Raw genomic sequence first — 18,382 nt, forward strand, 5'->3', positions numbered from 1 at the left:
ACCTGGAAGACCCGAACCATGAAGTCGATTTGCCTGGACACTCCACAAGGCCGCATCGAAGGCCAATACGACAGCGCCTTCGCGAGCGTGGCCGACGCCTTCGTCGCCAACTTCAGCGAGCGTGACGAGGTCGGCGCCAGCGTCGCGTTGAACCTGGAAGGACGCACGGTGGTGGACCTGTGGGGCGGACGCCGCACACGCGACGGCGCCGCCTGGGAACGTGACACCGTGGCCACGGTGTTCTCCGCCACCAAGGGCGCGATGGCCTTGTGCGCGCACATGCTGGCGGATCGCGGCGCGCTCGATCTCGATGCCAGGATCAGCGACTACTGGCCCGAATTCGCGGTCAACGGCAAGGAGGACGCGCGCGTCGGCATGACCTTGGACCACAGCGTCGGCGTGCCCCATGTACGCGACGCGGTACCGGCCGGCGGCTTCTACGATTACGACGCGATGGTGAAACGCGTGGCCGCCGAGCCGGCCTTCTGGACGCCGGGCACACGGGTCGGTTATCACGCCATCACCATGGCCTGGACGGTCGGCGAACTCGTGCATCGCGCCGCGCGCCAGCGTCTCGGCGCGTTCTTTCGTGACGAAGTGGCGGCACCGCTCGGCCTCGAGTTCTGGATAGGCATGCCGCGCGAACTGCACGGGCGTATCTCGCCGATGATTCCGGCCACGCCCGACGCGCCGTGGCTGGAATCGCGTTTCGTGAAAGCCGCGCTCGGCACGCCGGGCACGCCCACCCAGCTGTTCATGCGCGACTTCATGCTGGTCGATGCCAACAGCGCCGACTGTCACGTCGCCGAGATCGGCTCTGCCAATGGCCTTGCCAACGGGCGCGCCCTGGCCGCCATGTATGCGCCGCTCGCCAACGGCGGCAGCATCAACAACACGCGCCTGGTCGGGCCGGACACGCTGACGCGCATGGCGCGCACCAGCATGGCCAGCCACGACGACGCGACCTTGCTCGCGCGCATGAATTTCTCGGAAGGATTCATGAAGGCGATCGACAACCGTCGGCGCGCCGACGTGGTCAATTCCAGTCTCCTGATCGGCGAGGGCGCGTTCGGCCATGTCGGCGCCGGCGGCTCGCTGGGCTTCGCCGATCCGGCGTGTCGCATGAGCTTCGGCTACGCCATGAACCGCATGGGCACGGGCTTGTTGCTCAATGCGCGCGGCCAGTCACTGGTCGACGCGGCTTATAGCGCGCTTGGCTATCGAAGCAATGCGAGCGGCGCCTGGATTGAATGAGTCCAGCCACGCGCGGCGATGGACCGCGGCGCGCTGAATCACTAGCATTACCGGCGGAAGAGCATCGTCTCCCGGTGGGGCGCCCGGACTTCAAATCCGGTGAGGCGCACGCATGTGTGCCTGGCAGGTTCGACTCCTGCCTCTTTCGCCAAATCCATGTGCCGGGCGACTCCTCGCATGCCCGGCCTGCGGCGCACTGCTGTAACCAAATCGTCCGGCGCGGCGAACTACCGGTTGCAGATGACATTCCGTACGCCCCACGCGCGGCGTGCCATTCACCGCAGCGGAGTCCGACATGAAATTTCCACGTTTGCTTGCCTGTCTTGTCACCTTGATTGCCTGGCCGTGGGCCGCTCACGCGGCGTCCGCCCCCATGCCCGCCACCGATCACATCAAGACCCTGGTGCTCGGCTCCGGCTGCTTCTGGGGCGCGGAGAAAGGCTACGCGGCGCTGCCGGGCGTGGTTGACGCGGTATCGGGCTATGCCGATGGCCGCAATGTCGAGGTCAACTACGAGGCCATCAGCAGTCGCGAACACAAGCGCGATCCGGACAACTACGCCGAGGTGGTGGAGGTGCGTTACAACAGCTCGCTGCTGTCCACCCGTGCGCTGCTCGAGCACTTCTTCGAGGCGCATGACCCGACGCAGAAGAACCGCCAGGGCAACGACGTCGGCACGCAGTATCGCTCGCTCATTCTCTACAGTGACGACGAGCAGCGCGCGGCCGCGGTCGCCGCGCGCGACGATTACCAGAAGCTGCTGAGCAAGGCCGGTTACGGCGCCATCGTCACCGATATCAAGCCGCTGGAGAAATTCCATGCGGCCGAGGAGTATCACCAGGACTACCTGGTCAAGAATCCCCACGGCTACTGCCCGAACCATGCCACCGGCGTGCGCTTCGCCGCTCATGTGGCTGACGCGACGCGCGCCATCGACAACCACGCGCTGCTGAAAGGCAAGCACATCGTGGTGCTGGAAGCCGAGCACTGCCCCTATTGCGCGCGCTTCAAGAAAGACGTCACCGATGCCTATGCCGGCAGCGTGCCGCTCAGCTTTCGTGATGCCTCCGGGCTCGGAGGTCTCACGCTCAAGACCCCGACCTGGGCCACGCCCACCGTGTATTTCCTCGATGACGGCAAGGAAGTCGCCGGTTACCAGGGCTATATGAGCGCCGCCGAGTTCTACCAGGCGCTGGGCGCTTTCAAGCTCGGCAAGAGCCAGGCCTACAAGGTCGCTTTCGGCAAGGGTACCGACAGCCGCTACTGCCGGCGCTACGACGAGTTCAAGGACACGCCCGACGGCGTGTTCATCGACAAGCTGAGCGGCGCGCCCTTGTTCGATACGCGTGACCGTTTCAATTCCGGCACCGGCTGGCTGTCCTTCACGCGCTCGGTGGACGGTGCGACGCTCAGCGTCGCCGATCACAGCTACGGCATGGAGCGCACCGAGGTGCTGTCCAAGAGCAGTGGCATCCATCTCGGCCACGTGTTCGACGATGGTCCCAACGGCCAGCCGCGTTACTGCATCAACGCCACGGTGCTGGAGTTCAAGCCGCGCGTCCATTGAGCGGCGCGCGCCGCCGCGGCCGTCTCGTGAGCGGCGTCCGCATCGGCTATGCTCGAAGCCCTCACAGCTGTACGGCGCGCGCCATGAATGATATTCGTCTGACCCAGTTCTCCCACGGTGGCGGCTGCGGCTGCAAGATTGCGCCGGCCCTGCTCGCCGACATGCTGTCGGCGGTGCCGCAGGGCCTCGTGCCGCCGGACCTCATGGTCGGCACCGAGCATTCCGACGACGCCGCCGTGTATCGCCTGAACGACACGCAGGCCATTGTCGCGACCACCGATTTCTTCACGCCGGTGGTGGATGACCCGCATGATTTCGGACGCATCGCCGCCACCAATGCGCTGTCGGACGTCTACGCCATGGGCGGCACGCCGATCATGGCGCTGGCGGTGGTCGGCATGCCCATCGACAAACTGCCGGCCGAGGTCATCGGACGCATCCTCGAAGGCGGCGCTTCGGTGTGTCGCGCGGCCGGTATTCCGGTGGCGGGCGGTCATTCCATCGATACCTTGGAGCCCATCTACGGCTTGGTCGCGCTGGGCGTGGTCAATCCGGAAAAAGTCAAAACCAATGCCGGCGCGCAGGCAGGAGACACCCTGATCCTGTCCAAGCCGCTCGGCGTGGGCGTGCTGTCGGCAGGACTCAAGAAAGGTCTGTTGAGCGCCGAGCAGTACGCCGAGATGCTGCGCTGGACCACCACGCTCAACCGCGTCGGCGCGCGCCTTGCGCACCTGCCCGGCGTGCATGCGTTGACCGACGTCACCGGCTTCGGCCTGGCCGGCCACCTGTTGGAAGTGTGTCGTGCCTCGCGTCTCGGCGCCGAGGTGTATGCCCGGCAGTTGCCGATCATCGACGCCGCGCTCAGCCTCGCCAAGAGCGGCATCGCCACCGGCGCCTCGAATCGCAACTGGGCGAGCTACGGCAGCGCGGTGTCGCTGCCCGGTGCGGCGCCAGCCCACCTGCAGACCCTGGTCACCGACCCTCAGACCAGCGGCGGCCTGCTCATCGCCTGTGCAGCGGAGGCGGAACAGGACGTCATGGGGCTGGTGCGCGAAGTGCAGGGCAACGAGGCGTGGGTGGTGGGGCGCATGGTGGAGGGTGAGCCACGCATCAGCGTCGCGTGATTGGCCGTCGGGCCGAATTCATTTCCGTGTCCGTGCCCAATGAGAGCTCTATCAGTGAGCCATGTCAGGCTGAAGCCTGACCCACGATGCATCGCCCGGTTTGTGGGTCAGGCTTCAGCCTGACATTGCAAGCTCAGTGCGCGCGCCGCGCATTGCGGGCATGAATTCGACCCCACGATTTCAGCGCGGCAAGCCATAGAACCGTGCCGCGTTTTCGCCCAGCACCAGGCGCTGGTCGGCTGCCGGCAGCGGCGCCAGGCGCTCACGCATCTCGCGCACCACGCCCATCGAGGCGTCGATGTGCGGATAGTCCGACGCCCACACGAAGTATTGCGCGCCGACGTGGCGCACCACCTCGGCGGTGATGGTCTCGTCCGGATCGGCCGACACCAGGCACTGCCGTTTGAAATACTCGCTGGGCTTCATGCTCAAGGACGTGCGTGAGCGCATCACCTCGAACTTGTGATCGAGCCTGTCCAGCCACGCCGAGATCCAGTTGGCGCCCGATTCCAGCACCGTCACCTTGAGGCGCGGATAGCGTTCCAGCACGCCGGTGGTGAGCAACTCGGTGAAGGCCGCCATCACGTCGATGGCCAGGAACGCGAAGTTGAACAGGCCGAAGCGTTCGCCATTGGCATCGTCGAGCGGGTCGGCATAGCTGGTGGTGGGCTGGTCGCGCACCACCACGTGGAACGCCACCGGCAGTTCGAGTTCCTCGGCCGTCGCCCAGAACGGCGCGAGCGCGGCATCGTCGAAGCGTCGGCGGTCACGCGCGTACATGTCGGGCGAGATGTAGATGCCGCGACAGCCCGCCGCGTGGGCGCGCCGCATCTCGGCCACCGCCAGGCCGACATCGAGCAGGTTGAGATGCATGATGGGCACCAGCCGTTTGAAATCATGGCTGCAGAAGTCGACCAGCCAGCGGTTGTAGGCTTCGGTGTAGGCATGCGCCAGCGCCGCATCGCGCACGTGACCCTCCCAGCAAATGCCGATGGTGGGATAGAGCAGCGCCACGTCAATGCCTTCTTCATCCAGTACCGCGAGGCGCGCGGCCGGGTCGTGACTGCCGGGCGGGCAGCCGTCCTCGTAGCTCAAAAGGCCAGTGGTCAGGAGTTCGGTCGGGTCCATGTCGACGCCGCCCAAGCCTGCCAGGCGGCCGCGCACGGCCTCCAATACCTGGCCGTCGATCAACAAGACCTCGTTGCCTTTGGCATCGTGGTCGATACGAATTGCGCGCTCGCGAAAGCGCGGTGCGATGTATTTCTGCCAGGTATCGCGCGGTTCCAACACATGGCCATCGGCGTCGACGGTGTAGACGCGGGCCGCATTCGATTCGGACATGCTGTTCTCCCCCGGCGCGGAGTGCGCCAAGGGTCAAGCCTAGACCGCCCGGGCCGCGTTCGCGACCTCGGAACCGCCATGTGCTCAGCACACGCGCGCCTGGCGTGACGCGGGTGACGGCGACAGAGCGACCGCGCCATCGACCACCAGGCTTTCGTCCAGCAGCTGCGGGCGGCCGACGGCGTAGCCTTGCGCAAAGTCGACGCCGATGCCCCGCACCAGGCCCAGCACCTCTTCGTCTTCGATGAACTCCGCGACGGTCTCAATGCCGAGGGCATGCGCCATGTCGTTGATGGCCGTGACCATCACCAGGTCGACCGGGTCGCGGGCAATATCGCGCACGAACATGCCGTCGATCTTGACGTAATCGATGTCGAGGTTCTTGAGCTGGCCAAACGAGGAAATGCCGCTGCCGAAGTCGTCCAAGGCGAAGCGGCAACCGAGGTGCTTCAGCTGTGCAATGAACTCGCGCGCCTGCGAGAGTTGCGCGATGGCGGCGGTCTCCGTGATCTCGAAACAGATTGCGGTCGGCGGTACCGAACGACGCCTGAGTTGCTCGGCGATGAAGTGCGTGGTGGCGTTGTCACCCACCGACAAACCCGACAAGTTGACGTTGAAGGTCGGGCACGCAATGCCTTTGGCGAGCAGCCCTTCGATGAATTCGAACAGGCGCGCGACCACCCAGCGATCGAGGCGCGGCGCGAGGTTGTAACGTTCGGCGGCGGGCAGAAACGCACCGGGCGGCGCCAGCTCGCCGTCCGGCAGCAGCATGCGCAGCAGCACCTCGTAGTGCACCGCTGGCCGGCGGCCGGCGCCGATCGCCATGATCGGCTGCGCATAGAGCTGGAAACGATGGTTCTGCAGCGCGTCGGTGATCAACGGCACCCAGCGCATCTGGCCGTGTTGAATGGCGACCTGGGTGTCCTGGTCATGGAACACCCGCACGCAATTGCGCCCGGCGTCCTTGGCCGCGTAGCAAGCGGCGTCGGCGCAGCGCAACAGTTCGGCCGGCGGCGTCGCGCCATGGGCGGCCACCAGGCCGGCGCTGAAGCTGAGATTGAAGGCCTTGCCTTCCCACACGAAGCGCATGTCGGCCAGCGCTTCGCGCACCCGTTGCAGCACCGCTTCGGCGAGGTCCAGGCCGCTGGCCATGATGATCGCGAACTCGTCGCCACCAAGGCGCGCGAGCACGTCCTGGCTACGCAGGCGCTCCTTGAGGGCGGTCGCCACCTGGCGCAGCAGTTCGTCGCCCGCGCTGTGCCCGCAGGTATCGTTGATGACCTTGAACTGGTCGAGATCGAGGAACGCCACGGTCAGCGCACCGCTCGCGCGCGAGGCATCGAGCAACTCGAGCAGGCGCGCTTCGAATCCACGGCGATTGGGCAAGCCCGTCAGGCCGTCGTGAAGCGCCTGGAAAGCGAGTTGCTCGGACAGCTGGCGGGTCTCGCTGACGTCGATGAGGATACCGTTCCATTCGCAGGTGCCGGTTTCGTCCGGCGGCGACGGTAGAGAGTTGCCTCGCACCCAGCGCACCGCGCCGCGCTCGGTGCGAACACGGAATTCGTGCATCCACGGCCCGCCGTCGCGCGTGGCCTGTTCGATACTGTGCATGAGGGGCGGCAGGTCTTCCGCCACCACCCGCGTCAGCAGGGCATCGAGGGTGGTCGGCGTGGGCGCGCCATCGATGTCCAGCAGCGCTCGAATGCCATCGCTCAAGAACGTCAAGCCTTGGTGACCGTCGGCGCGACGCTCGAACTGGTAGACCGCGCCCGGCAATGCATTGGTCACACCGCGCAGGCGCCGCTCACTCGCCTGCAAGGCACGCTCGGCGGCTTTCCTGGCGCTGATGTCGCGCACCGCCGCCACCACGTGGAATTCATCGAGGGTGATGACCGGCGCGAGGCTGATCTCCACCGCCACGTTGTGGCCGTCGCGATGGCGTAGCGCCAGTTCCCTGCCGCTGCCCATGTAGCGCATACGTGGGCTCTTCATGTAATTCGCCACGTGCTGGCCATGGCCGGCATGCGCCGTCGGCACCAGGCAATCGACCGGCTGGCCGATGAGCTCCGCGGCATCGTATCCAGAAAGCGCCAACAGTGCGGCGTTCACGCTTTCGATCCGGGCATCGCCATCGAGCACCACGATGCCGTCGGGTGAGTTCTCGGCCAGCGCCAAGTAGCGGGCACGCATGCGCTGCAATGCGCGGGAACGGCTGTCGATGCTGAGCGCGAAGGCCACGCCCAGCAGCACGATGAACGTCGACATCAACAGCAGGCCGCCGGGGTGCGGCACACCGTGCAGCAGCCAGGGAGCGGCCGCCGCCAAGGCAATCGCGGCCAGCCAAGCGCCGAACGTCCGGGTAGCGCGTGTCGGTGAGGTCGTCATCGCGGCGTCCTGGTCTGTGGACTTCATGGCGGGGTCCTCTTGTCGTCGTAACGACAGGTGCGTTGCTTATTTCGCTGGCGGCGATTCGCATATCGACGGTGTGCGAAATGCCATGCAACGATAGCGGTAATGGCTCGCGAGATTGGATTGTCGAAATGTCCGAACCTGCGCTCGGAAATGTCCTATGGCCGACGCGGACGAGGGCGTGACGCCACCATCGTTGCCCTGCTGTCGCGGCGCTGGTCAGGGGCTTGGCGCCAGCGGCACGCTGATGTTCAGGCGCAGTCCGCCGAGCGGACTGGTGTCGAGCGACAGGCTGCCATTCAACAGATGTACGCGCTCGCGCATGCCAAGCAAGCCATAGCCGCGACGCGCGGCGGCGTCGCTGACCTTGCCCTGGCCGTCGTCTTCCAGCGTCAACACGAGGTGCGCGTCGACGACCGACAGCGTGATGATGGCGTGGCGCGCGTTGGCATGCTTGGCGACGTTGGTCAAACCTTCCTGCGCGATGCGGTAGAGATTGACGGTCAGCGACTCGCTCAATCTCGGTAAGGCGTCCCGCGCACTGACGTGGCAGTCGACGGAATACAAGGCGCTGAACTCGCGGGCCAGCTGCTCGAGGGCGGCGCCGAGGCCGAGGTGGTCGAGGCTGGGCGGGCGCAACCAGCTCACCAGGCGGTCGGCATCGCACAGCAGCGTATCGATCAGCTCATGCATCTTCTCGGAGATGGCCGCGGCGCGCCGCGGGTCGCCGCGCGCCGAGGGCGTGTCGAGCAACGCGAGCTGCGATTTCAGCACCGTCAGCGTGCCACCCAGCACGTCGTGCAGATCGCGCGCGAGCTGTTTGCGCTCTAGCTCATGACCATCCTGCAGCTGATGCAGCAAGGCGCGTAGCTCGTCCCGCGCGCGGCGCAGCTCCACCTGCTCGGAGATGTCCATTGCCATGCAGCCGACATAGCGACGGCCGTCCGCGCCGGCCAGGGGAAATTTCGTCTTGAACCACCAACTGCGGTGGCCGCCGGCGTCGACACTGTCTTCGACGTACTGCATGGCCTCGCCGCGCGCCAGCACTTCGCGAATGCGAAGGCGCACGGTCGCCGCCGTTTCGGCGGGAAACAGGGACTCGAGGCGGCCCTCCGCCAGGCCGTTTTCGCCAAGGCCAAGGGCGCGGCGCAGGGTTGAATTCATGAACACCAATTGGCCGTGGTCATCCATCACCCAGGCCCGGAACCGTTCGTTGTCGAGAAACGCCTCGAGTCGCAGTTCGCTGGTGCGCTTGGCTTGCTCGGCGCGCTTGAGGGCCGTGATGTCGACACTCAGGCCGCCCACGTAGCGTCGGCCGGGCAGGTCGCGGAACACGAATTTGCTCGAGGCCCAGTAGCTTTCCTCGCCGCCGGGCGTGACCATGCGGTCGATGACCTCGGTCGGACGCTCGTCGCTGAGCAGGGCATCGTGTTCGTGGGCAATCCTTTCCGCGATGTCCGCCGGCCATAGCGCGTCCTCGGTCTTGCCGTACCATTGCGCGCGGCTTACGCCCAGCAGCCGCTGGTAGTTCTCGCTGACGAAGCCGTAGCGATGCTGCTCGTCCTTCGCCCACGCGACGACCTTGCGGTTGCCGAGCAGGGCGCGCACGAATTCGGGGCTGCCAAAAAAGTCTTCGAGCGCGTCCTCGGTTTCCAAGGGCAGCAGGATGCCCGCCAGGCGGCGGGATGTGCCGTCATCGATGCGTCCGCCGCGCGAGGCGATGCGGCGGATCTCGCCGCTGCCGCGATGAACGAGGCGGCAAATGATGGACACTGGTGCCGCATCGTCGGCCAGCGCCGCATGCACGGCGGCATCGACCGCGGCCCGGTCGTCAGGATGGACGATGTCGCGCAGTATCGCCGGCTTTCCTTCGCCCGGCGGGTCGAGACCCAGAAATTTGCTCAAGCGCGCGTCACAGAACACGCGGTCGGACTCGACGTCGTACTCCCACACGCCGAAGCCGGCCGCGGCTTGCGCCCGTGTCACGCAGGGCGTCGTGCCCTGTTGCTCATTGCCCATACAGCTCGCTCGTCGTTGTATCCATTACCTGGGGTGCGTGCCTCCTGGTGCGGCGCTCGCATCCTTACTGTCCACCATGGGAGCGGTGATTGCCCCCCAGGTTGCGTGCTTGCGAACCTGGCTTTGACCAGGGTCAGAAACAGGGCACCGCACGCTTGCGTACGCAAGCGCCGCCTGGATGCCTGGCGCGCCATCCACGCAGCGTCGAGTCGACCGCGACTGCCGGCATCCGCACCCAGCCAGCGCTTGAAATGGGGGCGTTTGCGTCCACCTCAAGCGCGAGGAATCGACCTGATGGCGGCACGGTTGCGTTGCGCGAGCCGACTGTAGACTTGCTTGAGATGCGCCAGCGTGGTCGACAGCTCCGCGGCGTCGGTGGCAGCACGCTCGCCGCGATTGACCAGCGCCTCGATGAGCTTGAGCGTGTTCATGCCCAGTTCGTTGTACTGATCGACCATCGCCCGCACGTCACGTTCCAGCGTGGCGCCGGCGACGTTCTGCGCATGTTTACCGGCGCGGCGTCGCGCCGAATCTATCGCCACGGGGCGGCGCGCCAGGCCGTGCAGTTCGAGCACAAATTCGTCACTGTCGGGCACGCTCGCCATTGTCCATGTGAGCTCACCGCGCGTGCCGCGCGTGGTCGCGCCGGGGACGGGGAACATGTCCACTTCGGCGAGATCGAAATCGATGAGGCTCGCTCGTGTGCCGCGGTAGCGGGTGGATGCCGCGCATTTCTCGATGGTGACGAGCGAAGGCGGGTGGGGGCGGAGTCGGGTGCCGAACATCGGGGCGCTCCTTCACGTTTCGGACAATGAGACAGCCACGGACTCGCGCGGCGCCTCGTCGATGAAACGTTCCATGCCGGCGATGGCAAAGACATCGACCAGGTGGTTGTCGACCTTGGTCACCGACACGCGCACGCCGAGGCGCTCCTCCACGTGCAGCAGCAAGCCCAGGAACCAGGTCGGCATGCTGTCGAGGCGCGAAATGTCGACCTCGATTTTGCGCGCATTGCCAATCCGCTCCACGACGCCGCGGATTTCGCGGTAATCCTCGAAGCGCAAATCCTGGGGCACGTGTAGGCGCAGGCCGATGGGGCTGCGGCTGATGATGATTCGTTCGTTCATGGCGACCACCTCTGTGCGTCTCGCCGCGAGAATCACGGAAGATGCCGCGATTCCGGACCTGGACTCTATCGGCGTCGAAGCGCGTGGCGGACAGGCGGTGCCTATCCGAATGTGGCATCGGTCGAGTCTGGCGAAACTAGGAGTCGTCCGATTTTGTGGCGCACCCTTTCAGTGCCGCTCGAGGAGGCGTTTGGTATCGATGGTGTGTGCCGCTGTCGCCGCCGCGCGGCCCCGCATTGCCGCGCGGCGGCAGCAAGGATATTCAATTGTTTAACTTGCGCGAGAAAGCGCATAGAGTTTCGCGCCACTACCCGGCGCGAGCGTCGCGGCGGAGTGGCGGCGCGCGGGGCAGGCGCCTGACATACGGCTGGACGCCACCATGTTCAACCGTGTCGCGCGGGCTCAAATCGAGTTGGCGCCGACGACCTTGGGGAGGGCTTGCACCGTGGTCAAGGTGATGATAATCGACGATCACCCGGTCGTGCGCTGGGGATTCCGCCAGATAGTGAACGAACTTGCGCCCGATATCGAAATAGTCGCGGATGCCGCCAACGGCCCGGAGGCGCTGCTGGAACTCGACCGTCAGTCCGCGGACGTGGCCGTGCTCGACATCGGCCTGGGCGGGCGCAGCGGCCTCGAGCTGCTCGAGCGGCTGCGCGGTCATCGCAGTGAAGTACGCGTGTTGTTCTACACGCGCTATTCGGAACACGATTTTGCCCTGCGCGCGTTCCAGGGCGGCGCCAAGGGCTATATCAGCAAGGAAGAATCGCCGGCGGAGATCGTGCGTGCGGTACGTGAAGTGGCCGCCGGCGGCACCTACATGTCACGCACCGCGGCGCAGATCCTCACCTCGGCCGTGAGCAACCAACGCGGCGAAGGTGAACACGAGAACCTGAGCCGCCGTGAATTCGAAGTGTTCCGCATGCTGGTCGACGGCCTGTCGGTCACCTCCATCGCGCGGCGCCTGCATCTGAGCGTCAAGACCATCAGCACTCACCGCAGCAACGTTCTCGCCAAGCTGGGGGTGCGCAGCACGGCGGACCTGGTGCGCTATGCCATCGGTCGCGGTCTGAGTTCGTGAAGCACGACGCGATGCCGGCGTTCAGCTGTCGCCCTGCTTGCGCGTCGGCTCGAACTTGCGCAGGTACTTGCTGAGGCTCGCCAGCAGTTCCAGGCCGCCGTGGCCGGCGATCAGGCGCTCGGCCAGGGTCTGCAGTTTTTCCTGGTGGCTGCGCGCGGCGTAGCGCAGCACTTCGAAGGCCTCGCCGTCGCTCAGCCCGAAGCGCTCCATGACGATGCCGACCGCGATGCTGACGGCTTTCTTGTCTTCGAAATCGCCCGACAGCTTTTCCACCGAGCGCATCAGTTTGCTGATCTCGGTGGCGCGGGTGAGGGCGGTGGCGACCGCCGCGGTGAGTTGCTCGATGCCGACCGGCTTGACCAGGTAGGTGATCGCACCGCTGCGTGCCGCGCGTTCTATGGCATCGCTTTCGGTCTGCCCGGTGAGATGGATGAACGGAATGCCGTGTTCGGTGGCGAGACGCTGGCCGAGTTCGATGCCATCGCCATCGGGCAGGCCGATGTCGATGAGCGCCAGATCGATGTGTTCGTGCTCGATGACTTCGCGCGCGGCGGCGGCGGACTCGGCGCTGGTGGTGTTGTAGCCGCTGACCTTGAGCGCCTGCACCAGGAAGCGCAGCAAGCCCGGGTCGTCTTCGACGACGAGAATGGCGTGGGTCTTGTGACTGTCGTGCTTCATCGGTGAATCGCTATTCGAGTTGCGGGGCGGTCAGCCTCACGCCGTGCATGGGCCGGGAGGTCGAGCAGCAAACTCTGGCGACTTCGGCTTCGCGAAACACAGCATTCCTTGCCGGGCATCAGCGTGAATCGAGAATTGCGAACGACGCAGCGGCGGGGTGGGGCCGGGCCAGCATCATGCCGCGTCGCCCGAGGCCAGGCAAGGTCGCGGGTGCCGCACTCGACCATTTGTATCAATTGACGTGTCATCCGGGGATGACGGCGATGGACTTCGCGGCGCCCTCAGTTGCCACCGGCGACCGGCAGGTCCAGCCAGAACGTGCAACCCTTGCCTTCGGCGCCCACGGCGCCGAGGTTGCCGCCCATCGCTTCGGCAAGTTGCTTGCTCAGCGCAAGCCCGAGGCCCAGTCCTTCGACACTGATGCGTTCGGCATCGAGGCGCTGAAACGGCACGAACAGTTTGCCGATCTGTTCGGCCGACAGGCCCGGACCATTGTCGGCGACTGTCACGCGCACGTAGCCGGGCGCGATGTCGCTGTCCAGGGACAACACCACTTCGCCACGCGGATGGTTGTACTTCACGGCGTTGCCGAGCAGGTTCAACAGGATCTGGCGTACCCGCGTGCGGTCGGCCATCACCCACGGATCGGCGCCGGCCGGCGGCGTGAAATGCACGTCGATATGCCGATGGCGCGCTTCGCTTTGCACCATCGCCAGGCATTCGCCGCAGGTGTCGCGCAGATTCACGCGCTCGAACGCCACCCGCAGCTTGCCAATCTCGATGCGGGTCAGATCCAGCATCTCGTCGACGATGTCGAGCAGGTGACGGCCAGCCGCCAGGATCTCGTCCACGCTCTCGCGCTGTTCGTCGCACAGCGGGTGACGCTTGTCGTAATGCATGAGCTGGCTGAAGCCGAGGATGGCATTGAGCGGCGTACGCAGTTCATGGCTCATCTTCGATAGGAACTCGGACTTGGTGCGATTGGCGCTTTCGGCTTCGTCTTTCAGGCGTTGCAGTTCGGCGATGCGTTTGCCGTCCGTGATGTCTTCGACGAAACCGGCGATGCGGTACAGGCGCCCCTGGTCATCCTCGATGGGAAACCCGCGGCCGCGCATCCAGCGTATTTCGCCGCTGGACTTGACGATGCGGAATTCGACATCCACCTGGCCGCTGCGCAGACAGGCCAGGAACACCTCGCGCAGTCGCGCGAGATCGTCGCCGTGCACGCGCGTCAGCCACAGGCGTTGGTCGTCGTAGGCGCTGGCGGGTGGCAGGTCCCAGGTGCCTTCGTAGGCCGGGCTCACGTAGATGAGCTTGCCGGTGCCCGCTTCCAGCAGCCAGAACACCTGGTCGACATGTTCGGTGATCTGGCGCAGGCGCAGCTCGCTTTCCTTGGCCACCAGTTCTATCTGTTTGCGCGCGGTGATGTCCTGGCCGATGCCGACCAGGCGTTGCGCACGGCCCTGGCTGTCGCGTTCCACGCTCCCTTGTTCGTGGATATGTCGGATCTCGCCGTCGCCGCGCACGATGCGATGGTCGAAGTCATAGCCGCCGCTGTTGGCGATGGCGCTGCCGATGTGGCTCTGCACGATGTCGCGATCGTCGGGATGGACGCGGTTCAGGAACTCGTCGAAGGTGTTGGTCGAGCGGGAGATCGGTAAATCAAAAATGCGCCGTAACTGGTCGGACCACAACAGGCTGTTGTCGCCGAGATCGATCTGCCAGAAGCCGAGATTGCCGACCAGCTGCGCGCGTTCCAGGCGTCGCGCGTATTCGACCAGTTCGCTGTGCTGGCGGCGCCGCTCGGTGACGTCGGAGGTGACACCGGCGATGGCCAGCGGAATGCCGCGCGCGTCGCGCACCGAGCGGCCCTTGTCATGTACCCAGCGCACTTCGCCGTTGGGACGCACGATGCGGTATTCGGAGTCGAGTGGCGCGCCATGCAGCATGGCGGTGAACTCGCCGGACATGCGTTGCCGATCCTGCGGATGGATGGATTCGAGCCAGCCGACCGCGTTGCCGCGCGCCGACGAACTCGGGCGCCCGAAGATCAGTTCGAAGCCGGGGCTGACGTAGAACGGCGTGGAACTGTCCAGCGTCAGCAGCCAGAACGAGTCGGTGATGGTTTCGGTGATCTGGCGCAGGCGCATTTCGCTCTGCAGCAGCGCCTGTTGCGCCTCGTGTCTTTCGGTGATGTCGCGCACCAGGCCGGTCATGCGCTGCGCGGTGCCGTCGGCTTCGCGTTCGATGGTGGCCTGGGAATGCAGCAGCACCTGGCGGCCGCTGCGCAGCACCACGCGGTGCTCGATGTCGTAGGTGTCGAGCCCGGCGATGGCCGAGGCCACCGCTTCGGTCACCAGCTTGACGTCGTCCGGATGCAGGAACTCGGTGTAATTGTCGATGGTCAGCGGCGGCTCGTCAGCGTCGAGCTCGACCAGCGCGCGCATTTCCGGCGACCAGTAGATGTCGCCGCTGAGCAGATCGAGCTCCCACAGGCCGAGCTTGGCCGCGCGTTGCGCCTGCGCCAGGCGCGCGGCATTGCGTTCGATAAGCTTCTGCTGCTCGTGGCGTTCGGTGATGTCGCTGATGATGCTGGCCAGGCCGATGACCACGCCTTCGTCGTTGCGCACCAGGTCGGCCTTGTCGTGCACCCAGCACACTTCGCCATTGGCGCGCACCAGGCGGTATTCGGCGACGAAGCTGCCGCGTGCCAGGGTGCCGGCGAACTCGTTGGCGATGCGTGCGCGATCGTCGCCGTGCACCATGTCTATCCAGGTCATCGTGCCCTGCACGAGATCAGCGTTCGAGATGCCGAAGATCCGTTCGTGGGCGGGACTGGCGTAGATGAGCTCGGTGCGGCGCAGGTTGGTCAGGCAGAACGCCTCGCTGCTGGCGTTGGCAATCTGGTGCAGGCGCGTCTCCTGTTCCTGCAGCGCGCGGTTGGTTTCGACCGAGTCGGTGACGTCCTGCGCGATGCCGACGAAGCCGCGTTGCTCGGCGCCGTCCATGAATGGCGCGAACTCCACGCGGTAATGGCGCTCGGCGCCGTCGCTGGGCCGCCTGGCAGGACCGGTGGGACCAAACGTCACGCGCTCGCCAGCCATCACGCGCTGCGCGTAAGGCAGTACCCGTGGTGCCAGCTCCGGCGTCAGCACATCGGCAAGTCGTCGGCCAGGGAACCAGTCCTCGGGCTGACCGCACCACTCGGCGAATTGGCGGTTGACGTAGGTGAAGCGCGCATCGACGTCGAACGCCGCGACCAGCGCCGGAATGGCGTTGATCACGGCGCGCAGTTCCCGCGCGGCCTGGCGCAGGGCATCGTCGGCGTGGCGCGCGTCGGTGATGTCTTCGATGAGCGCGATGAAGCCGCGTGTGACTCCCGCCACGGTGTCGGGCAGCAGGCGCACGCGCAGCACGCGGTCGGCATCGCTAAAGCGCTCGTTGCGGCGCGGGTAGTCGAAGTCGATGCTTTCGCCGCGCAACGCGCGCTGCATCAAGGGGCCGGTCAAGGCGTAGACCTCGCCCACCACGTCCTCGACGCGCTTGCCGATGAAGGCGTGGACCGGCAGCTGGTACCAGGACAGGAAGCCGGCGTTGACGTAGCGATAGCGCAGGTCGGCGTCGATGTAGGTGATCAGCGCCGGCAGGTTGTCCGCCACCGCGCGCATTTCCCACTGCGCGCGCAGTGCGGCGTCCTCGGCCAGCCGCCGCTCGGTGTCGTCGGTGACCATGGTGTAGATACCCTGCACGCCGTGCGGGCCGTGATCGGGCACCAGGTAGGTATCGAGGATGCGCACTTCGCTGCCGTCGGGTGACAGACGCTCGAAACTGAAATTGATGGCCTCGCCGTCCATCGCCCTTTGCAGTTGCGGCAGGATACGGCGGTAGATCCCGTCGCCCATCACTTCCTGCACGGTGCGTCCGACGAACCAATCGCGCGGCTGGCCGTACCAGTGTTCATAGGCGGAGTTGACGAAGCGGTAACGCCAGTCGGCATCGTAGTAGGCGATGAACACCGGCACGTTGTCGACGATGTCGCGCAGCTGCTGCTGGGCGGTGCGCATGGCGCGTTCCACCGAGCGGTAGTCGGTGATGTCTTCGACCACCACCACGATGCCGTCCTGGCGCCCGTTGACGATGTTGGGCGTGTAGCGGGCACGCATGTCGCGCAGCACGAGCGGCTCGCTGGGGACGTAATGACCTTCGTATTCGAAATCCACCGCGGTGCCGGCCAGGGCGGTGTGGAGGTAGGGCTCGATGCACCGGTAGATTTCCTCGGGCAGGGTGTCGGCGACGCGCCGTCCGACGAACCAGTCACGCGGCTTGCCCCAGATTTTCTCGTATTCGGCGTTGACCAGCCGGTAGCGCTGGTCTGGGCCGATGGAGGCAATCAGCAGCGGCGCGACGTCGACCATGGCGGCCAGCGTCGCGTAAGTATCGGGGTTGAATTCCGGCGGGGAACTCAGGGTCATGGGCTGGGGTGCCGTCGCCAGTGGAGGGAACTGCGGCAAATTACCGGCCGTCGCGGCTACAATCGGCGCGGCGTGCGCGGGTATTATCCGGGGGCGCGGGCTGTCCAGGCAATCGCCGCGCACGCCGGACCACCTGTTCGCCACCGAGTCGAAGCGATGAAAATCCTGTATGTCGAGGACAACGCCGCGAATGCGCGCCTGGTCGCCAAGTACCTCGGACTCAAGGACGATATCGCGCTGCTGGAGGCGGCCACCGCCGAAGAGGGGTTGGAGCTGGCGCGTGCCGAGCGCCCGGATCTCATCCTCATGGATTTGAACCTGCCGCGCATGTCGGGCTCCGATGCACTGCGCGCGCTGCGCGCCGAGCGCGGCACCCAGGACATCGTGGTGGTGGCGGTGTCGGCCGACGCGGTGCCCGACAACATTCGTGCCGCGATGGCCAACGGCTTCAACGATTACCTGACCAAGCCCCTGGACTTTCGCCGCTTCGACCACATCATTGAACGCTATCGTCCGGCCTAGCGGTTTTTCACCAAGCTGCCAGGCGCCGACGCCAGGCCACACACTGCCGAGGATTGCATGACTACGCGAGATGCCAAATCCGCCGCCGCCGCGGCGGCCCGCGATTTACTGTGCCGTTGCTACGACGGTGTGCTGGCGACGGTGTCGGTCGACGTGGCCGGCTATCCTTTCGGCTCGGTGGTGCCCTACTGCCTGGATCAGCACGGTCGGCCGCTGATCCTCATCGCCTCGATCGCGCAGCACACCAAGAACATCCGCGCCGACGCGCGCGTGTCGCTGACGCTGTTCGATCGCGGTGAGCCTGATCTGCAGGCGGCCGGGCGCGTGACGGTGCTGGGTGACGCGCGCCGGCTCGGCGACGACGAGCGCGCGCTGGCGCTGCGCTACTACCGCTACTTTCCGCAGTCCCACGACTACGACCGCACCCACGATTTCGCCTTCTACGCCATCGCCCCGCGCCGCATCCGTTACATCGGCGGCTTTGGCGCCATCCACTGGTTCGAGCCCGACAGCGTGGTGCTCGCCAATCCCTTCGACGCCGACGCCGAGCGTGGCATCGTCGAGCATATGAACGTCGACCACGCGGCGGCGATTGCGCACTACTGCGCGGTGGCCGGTATCGAGGTGCCGCCCGGCGTGACGCCGGAGATGGTCGGATGCGATGCCGAGGGCATCAACCTCAGACTCGATGCGCGCGTCGCGCGCATCGCCTTCGACGCACCCGTGACCGACTTGCAGGCGGTGCGTCAGACGCTGGTGGCGATGGCCCGCGCCTGAGCGCGCCACGC

The 18,382-nt window shown here is 65.9% G+C and carries 13 protein-coding genes and 1 tRNA gene; 7 read left to right on the forward strand and 7 right to left on the reverse strand.

Annotated features, from left to right (window positions below; translation table 11 throughout):
* Positions 1-18: 18 nt before the first annotated feature.
* From IPM80_02605 to selD, 4 genes are all read left to right on the forward strand, one after another.
* Positions 19-1,254, forward strand: a complete 1,236-nt coding sequence (locus tag IPM80_02605) for a beta-lactamase family protein (GenBank protein ID MBK8957331.1) — start codon at positions 19-21, stop codon at positions 1,252-1,254.
* 55 nt (positions 1,255-1,309) lie between these two features.
* A tRNA-Sec gene (locus IPM80_02610) sits at positions 1,310-1,405 on the forward strand.
* A 144-nt stretch (positions 1,406-1,549) separates the two neighbouring features.
* On the forward strand, positions 1,550-2,821 hold the full coding sequence (gene msrA / locus IPM80_02615; protein ID MBK8957332.1) for a peptide-methionine (S)-S-oxide reductase MsrA: 1,272 nt from the start codon (positions 1,550-1,552) through the stop codon (positions 2,819-2,821).
* 83 nt (positions 2,822-2,904) lie between these two features.
* On the forward strand, positions 2,905-3,945 hold the full coding sequence (gene selD, locus IPM80_02620) for a selenide, water dikinase SelD (GenBank protein MBK8957333.1): 1,041 nt from the start codon (positions 2,905-2,907) through the stop codon (positions 3,943-3,945).
* A 180-nt stretch (positions 3,946-4,125) separates the two neighbouring features.
* Here selD and IPM80_02625 read toward each other — a convergent pair whose 3' ends face one another.
* From IPM80_02625 to IPM80_02645, 5 genes are all read right to left on the reverse strand, one after another.
* Positions 4,126-5,286, reverse strand: a complete 1,161-nt coding sequence (locus IPM80_02625; GenBank protein ID MBK8957334.1) for an amidohydrolase — start codon at positions 5,284-5,286, stop codon at positions 4,126-4,128.
* An 84-nt stretch (positions 5,287-5,370) separates the two neighbouring features.
* Positions 5,371-7,698 carry an EAL domain-containing protein gene (locus IPM80_02630; GenBank protein MBK8957335.1) on the reverse strand — a complete coding sequence of 776 codons (2,328 nt, stop codon included), beginning with the start codon at positions 7,696-7,698 and terminating at the stop codon, positions 5,371-5,373.
* A 216-nt stretch (positions 7,699-7,914) separates the two neighbouring features.
* Positions 7,915-9,714 carry a PAS domain-containing protein gene (locus tag IPM80_02635; GenBank protein ID MBK8957336.1) on the reverse strand — a complete coding sequence of 600 codons (1,800 nt, stop codon included), beginning with the start codon at positions 9,712-9,714 and terminating at the stop codon, positions 7,915-7,917.
* A gap of 272 nt (positions 9,715-9,986) precedes the next feature.
* On the reverse strand, positions 9,987-10,499 hold the full coding sequence (locus IPM80_02640; GenBank protein ID MBK8957337.1) for a hypothetical protein: 513 nt from the start codon (positions 10,497-10,499) through the stop codon (positions 9,987-9,989).
* A 12-nt stretch (positions 10,500-10,511) separates the two neighbouring features.
* Complete coding sequence (locus IPM80_02645) at positions 10,512-10,841, reverse strand: STAS domain-containing protein (protein ID MBK8957338.1); 330 nt, start codon at positions 10,839-10,841, stop codon at positions 10,512-10,514.
* A gap of 445 nt (positions 10,842-11,286) precedes the next feature.
* On the opposite strand from IPM80_02645, the gene IPM80_02650 reads away from it, so the two are divergent.
* Positions 11,287-11,922, forward strand: a complete 636-nt coding sequence (locus IPM80_02650; protein ID MBK8957339.1) for a response regulator transcription factor — start codon at positions 11,287-11,289, stop codon at positions 11,920-11,922.
* 21 nt (positions 11,923-11,943) lie between these two features.
* Here the strand turns inward: IPM80_02650 and IPM80_02655 are convergent, their stop codons facing one another.
* Positions 11,944-12,600, reverse strand: a complete 657-nt coding sequence (locus IPM80_02655) for a response regulator (GenBank protein MBK8957340.1) — start codon at positions 12,598-12,600, stop codon at positions 11,944-11,946.
* Positions 12,601-12,881: 281 nt separating this feature from the next.
* Complete coding sequence (locus IPM80_02660) at positions 12,882-17,072, reverse strand: PAS domain-containing protein (protein ID MBK8957341.1); 4,191 nt, start codon at positions 17,070-17,072, stop codon at positions 12,882-12,884.
* Between the two features lie 156 nt (positions 17,073-17,228).
* Between IPM80_02660 and IPM80_02665 the strand changes: the two genes are divergently transcribed.
* Together IPM80_02665 and IPM80_02670 are read left to right on the forward strand one after the other, a co-directional pair.
* Positions 17,229-17,594: a response regulator gene (locus IPM80_02665; GenBank protein MBK8957342.1), complete on the forward strand. Its 366-nt coding sequence runs from the start codon at positions 17,229-17,231 to the stop codon at positions 17,592-17,594.
* Between the two features lie 57 nt (positions 17,595-17,651).
* The gene (locus tag IPM80_02670; GenBank protein MBK8957343.1) at positions 17,652-18,371 is read left to right on the forward strand and encodes a HugZ family protein; all 720 of its coding nucleotides are present in this window, start codon (positions 17,652-17,654) and stop codon (positions 18,369-18,371) included.
* Positions 18,372-18,382 lie beyond the last annotated feature (11 nt).

It is taken from the genome of Pseudomonadota bacterium (assembly GCA_016719885.1).
GTDB lineage: Bacteria > Pseudomonadota > Gammaproteobacteria.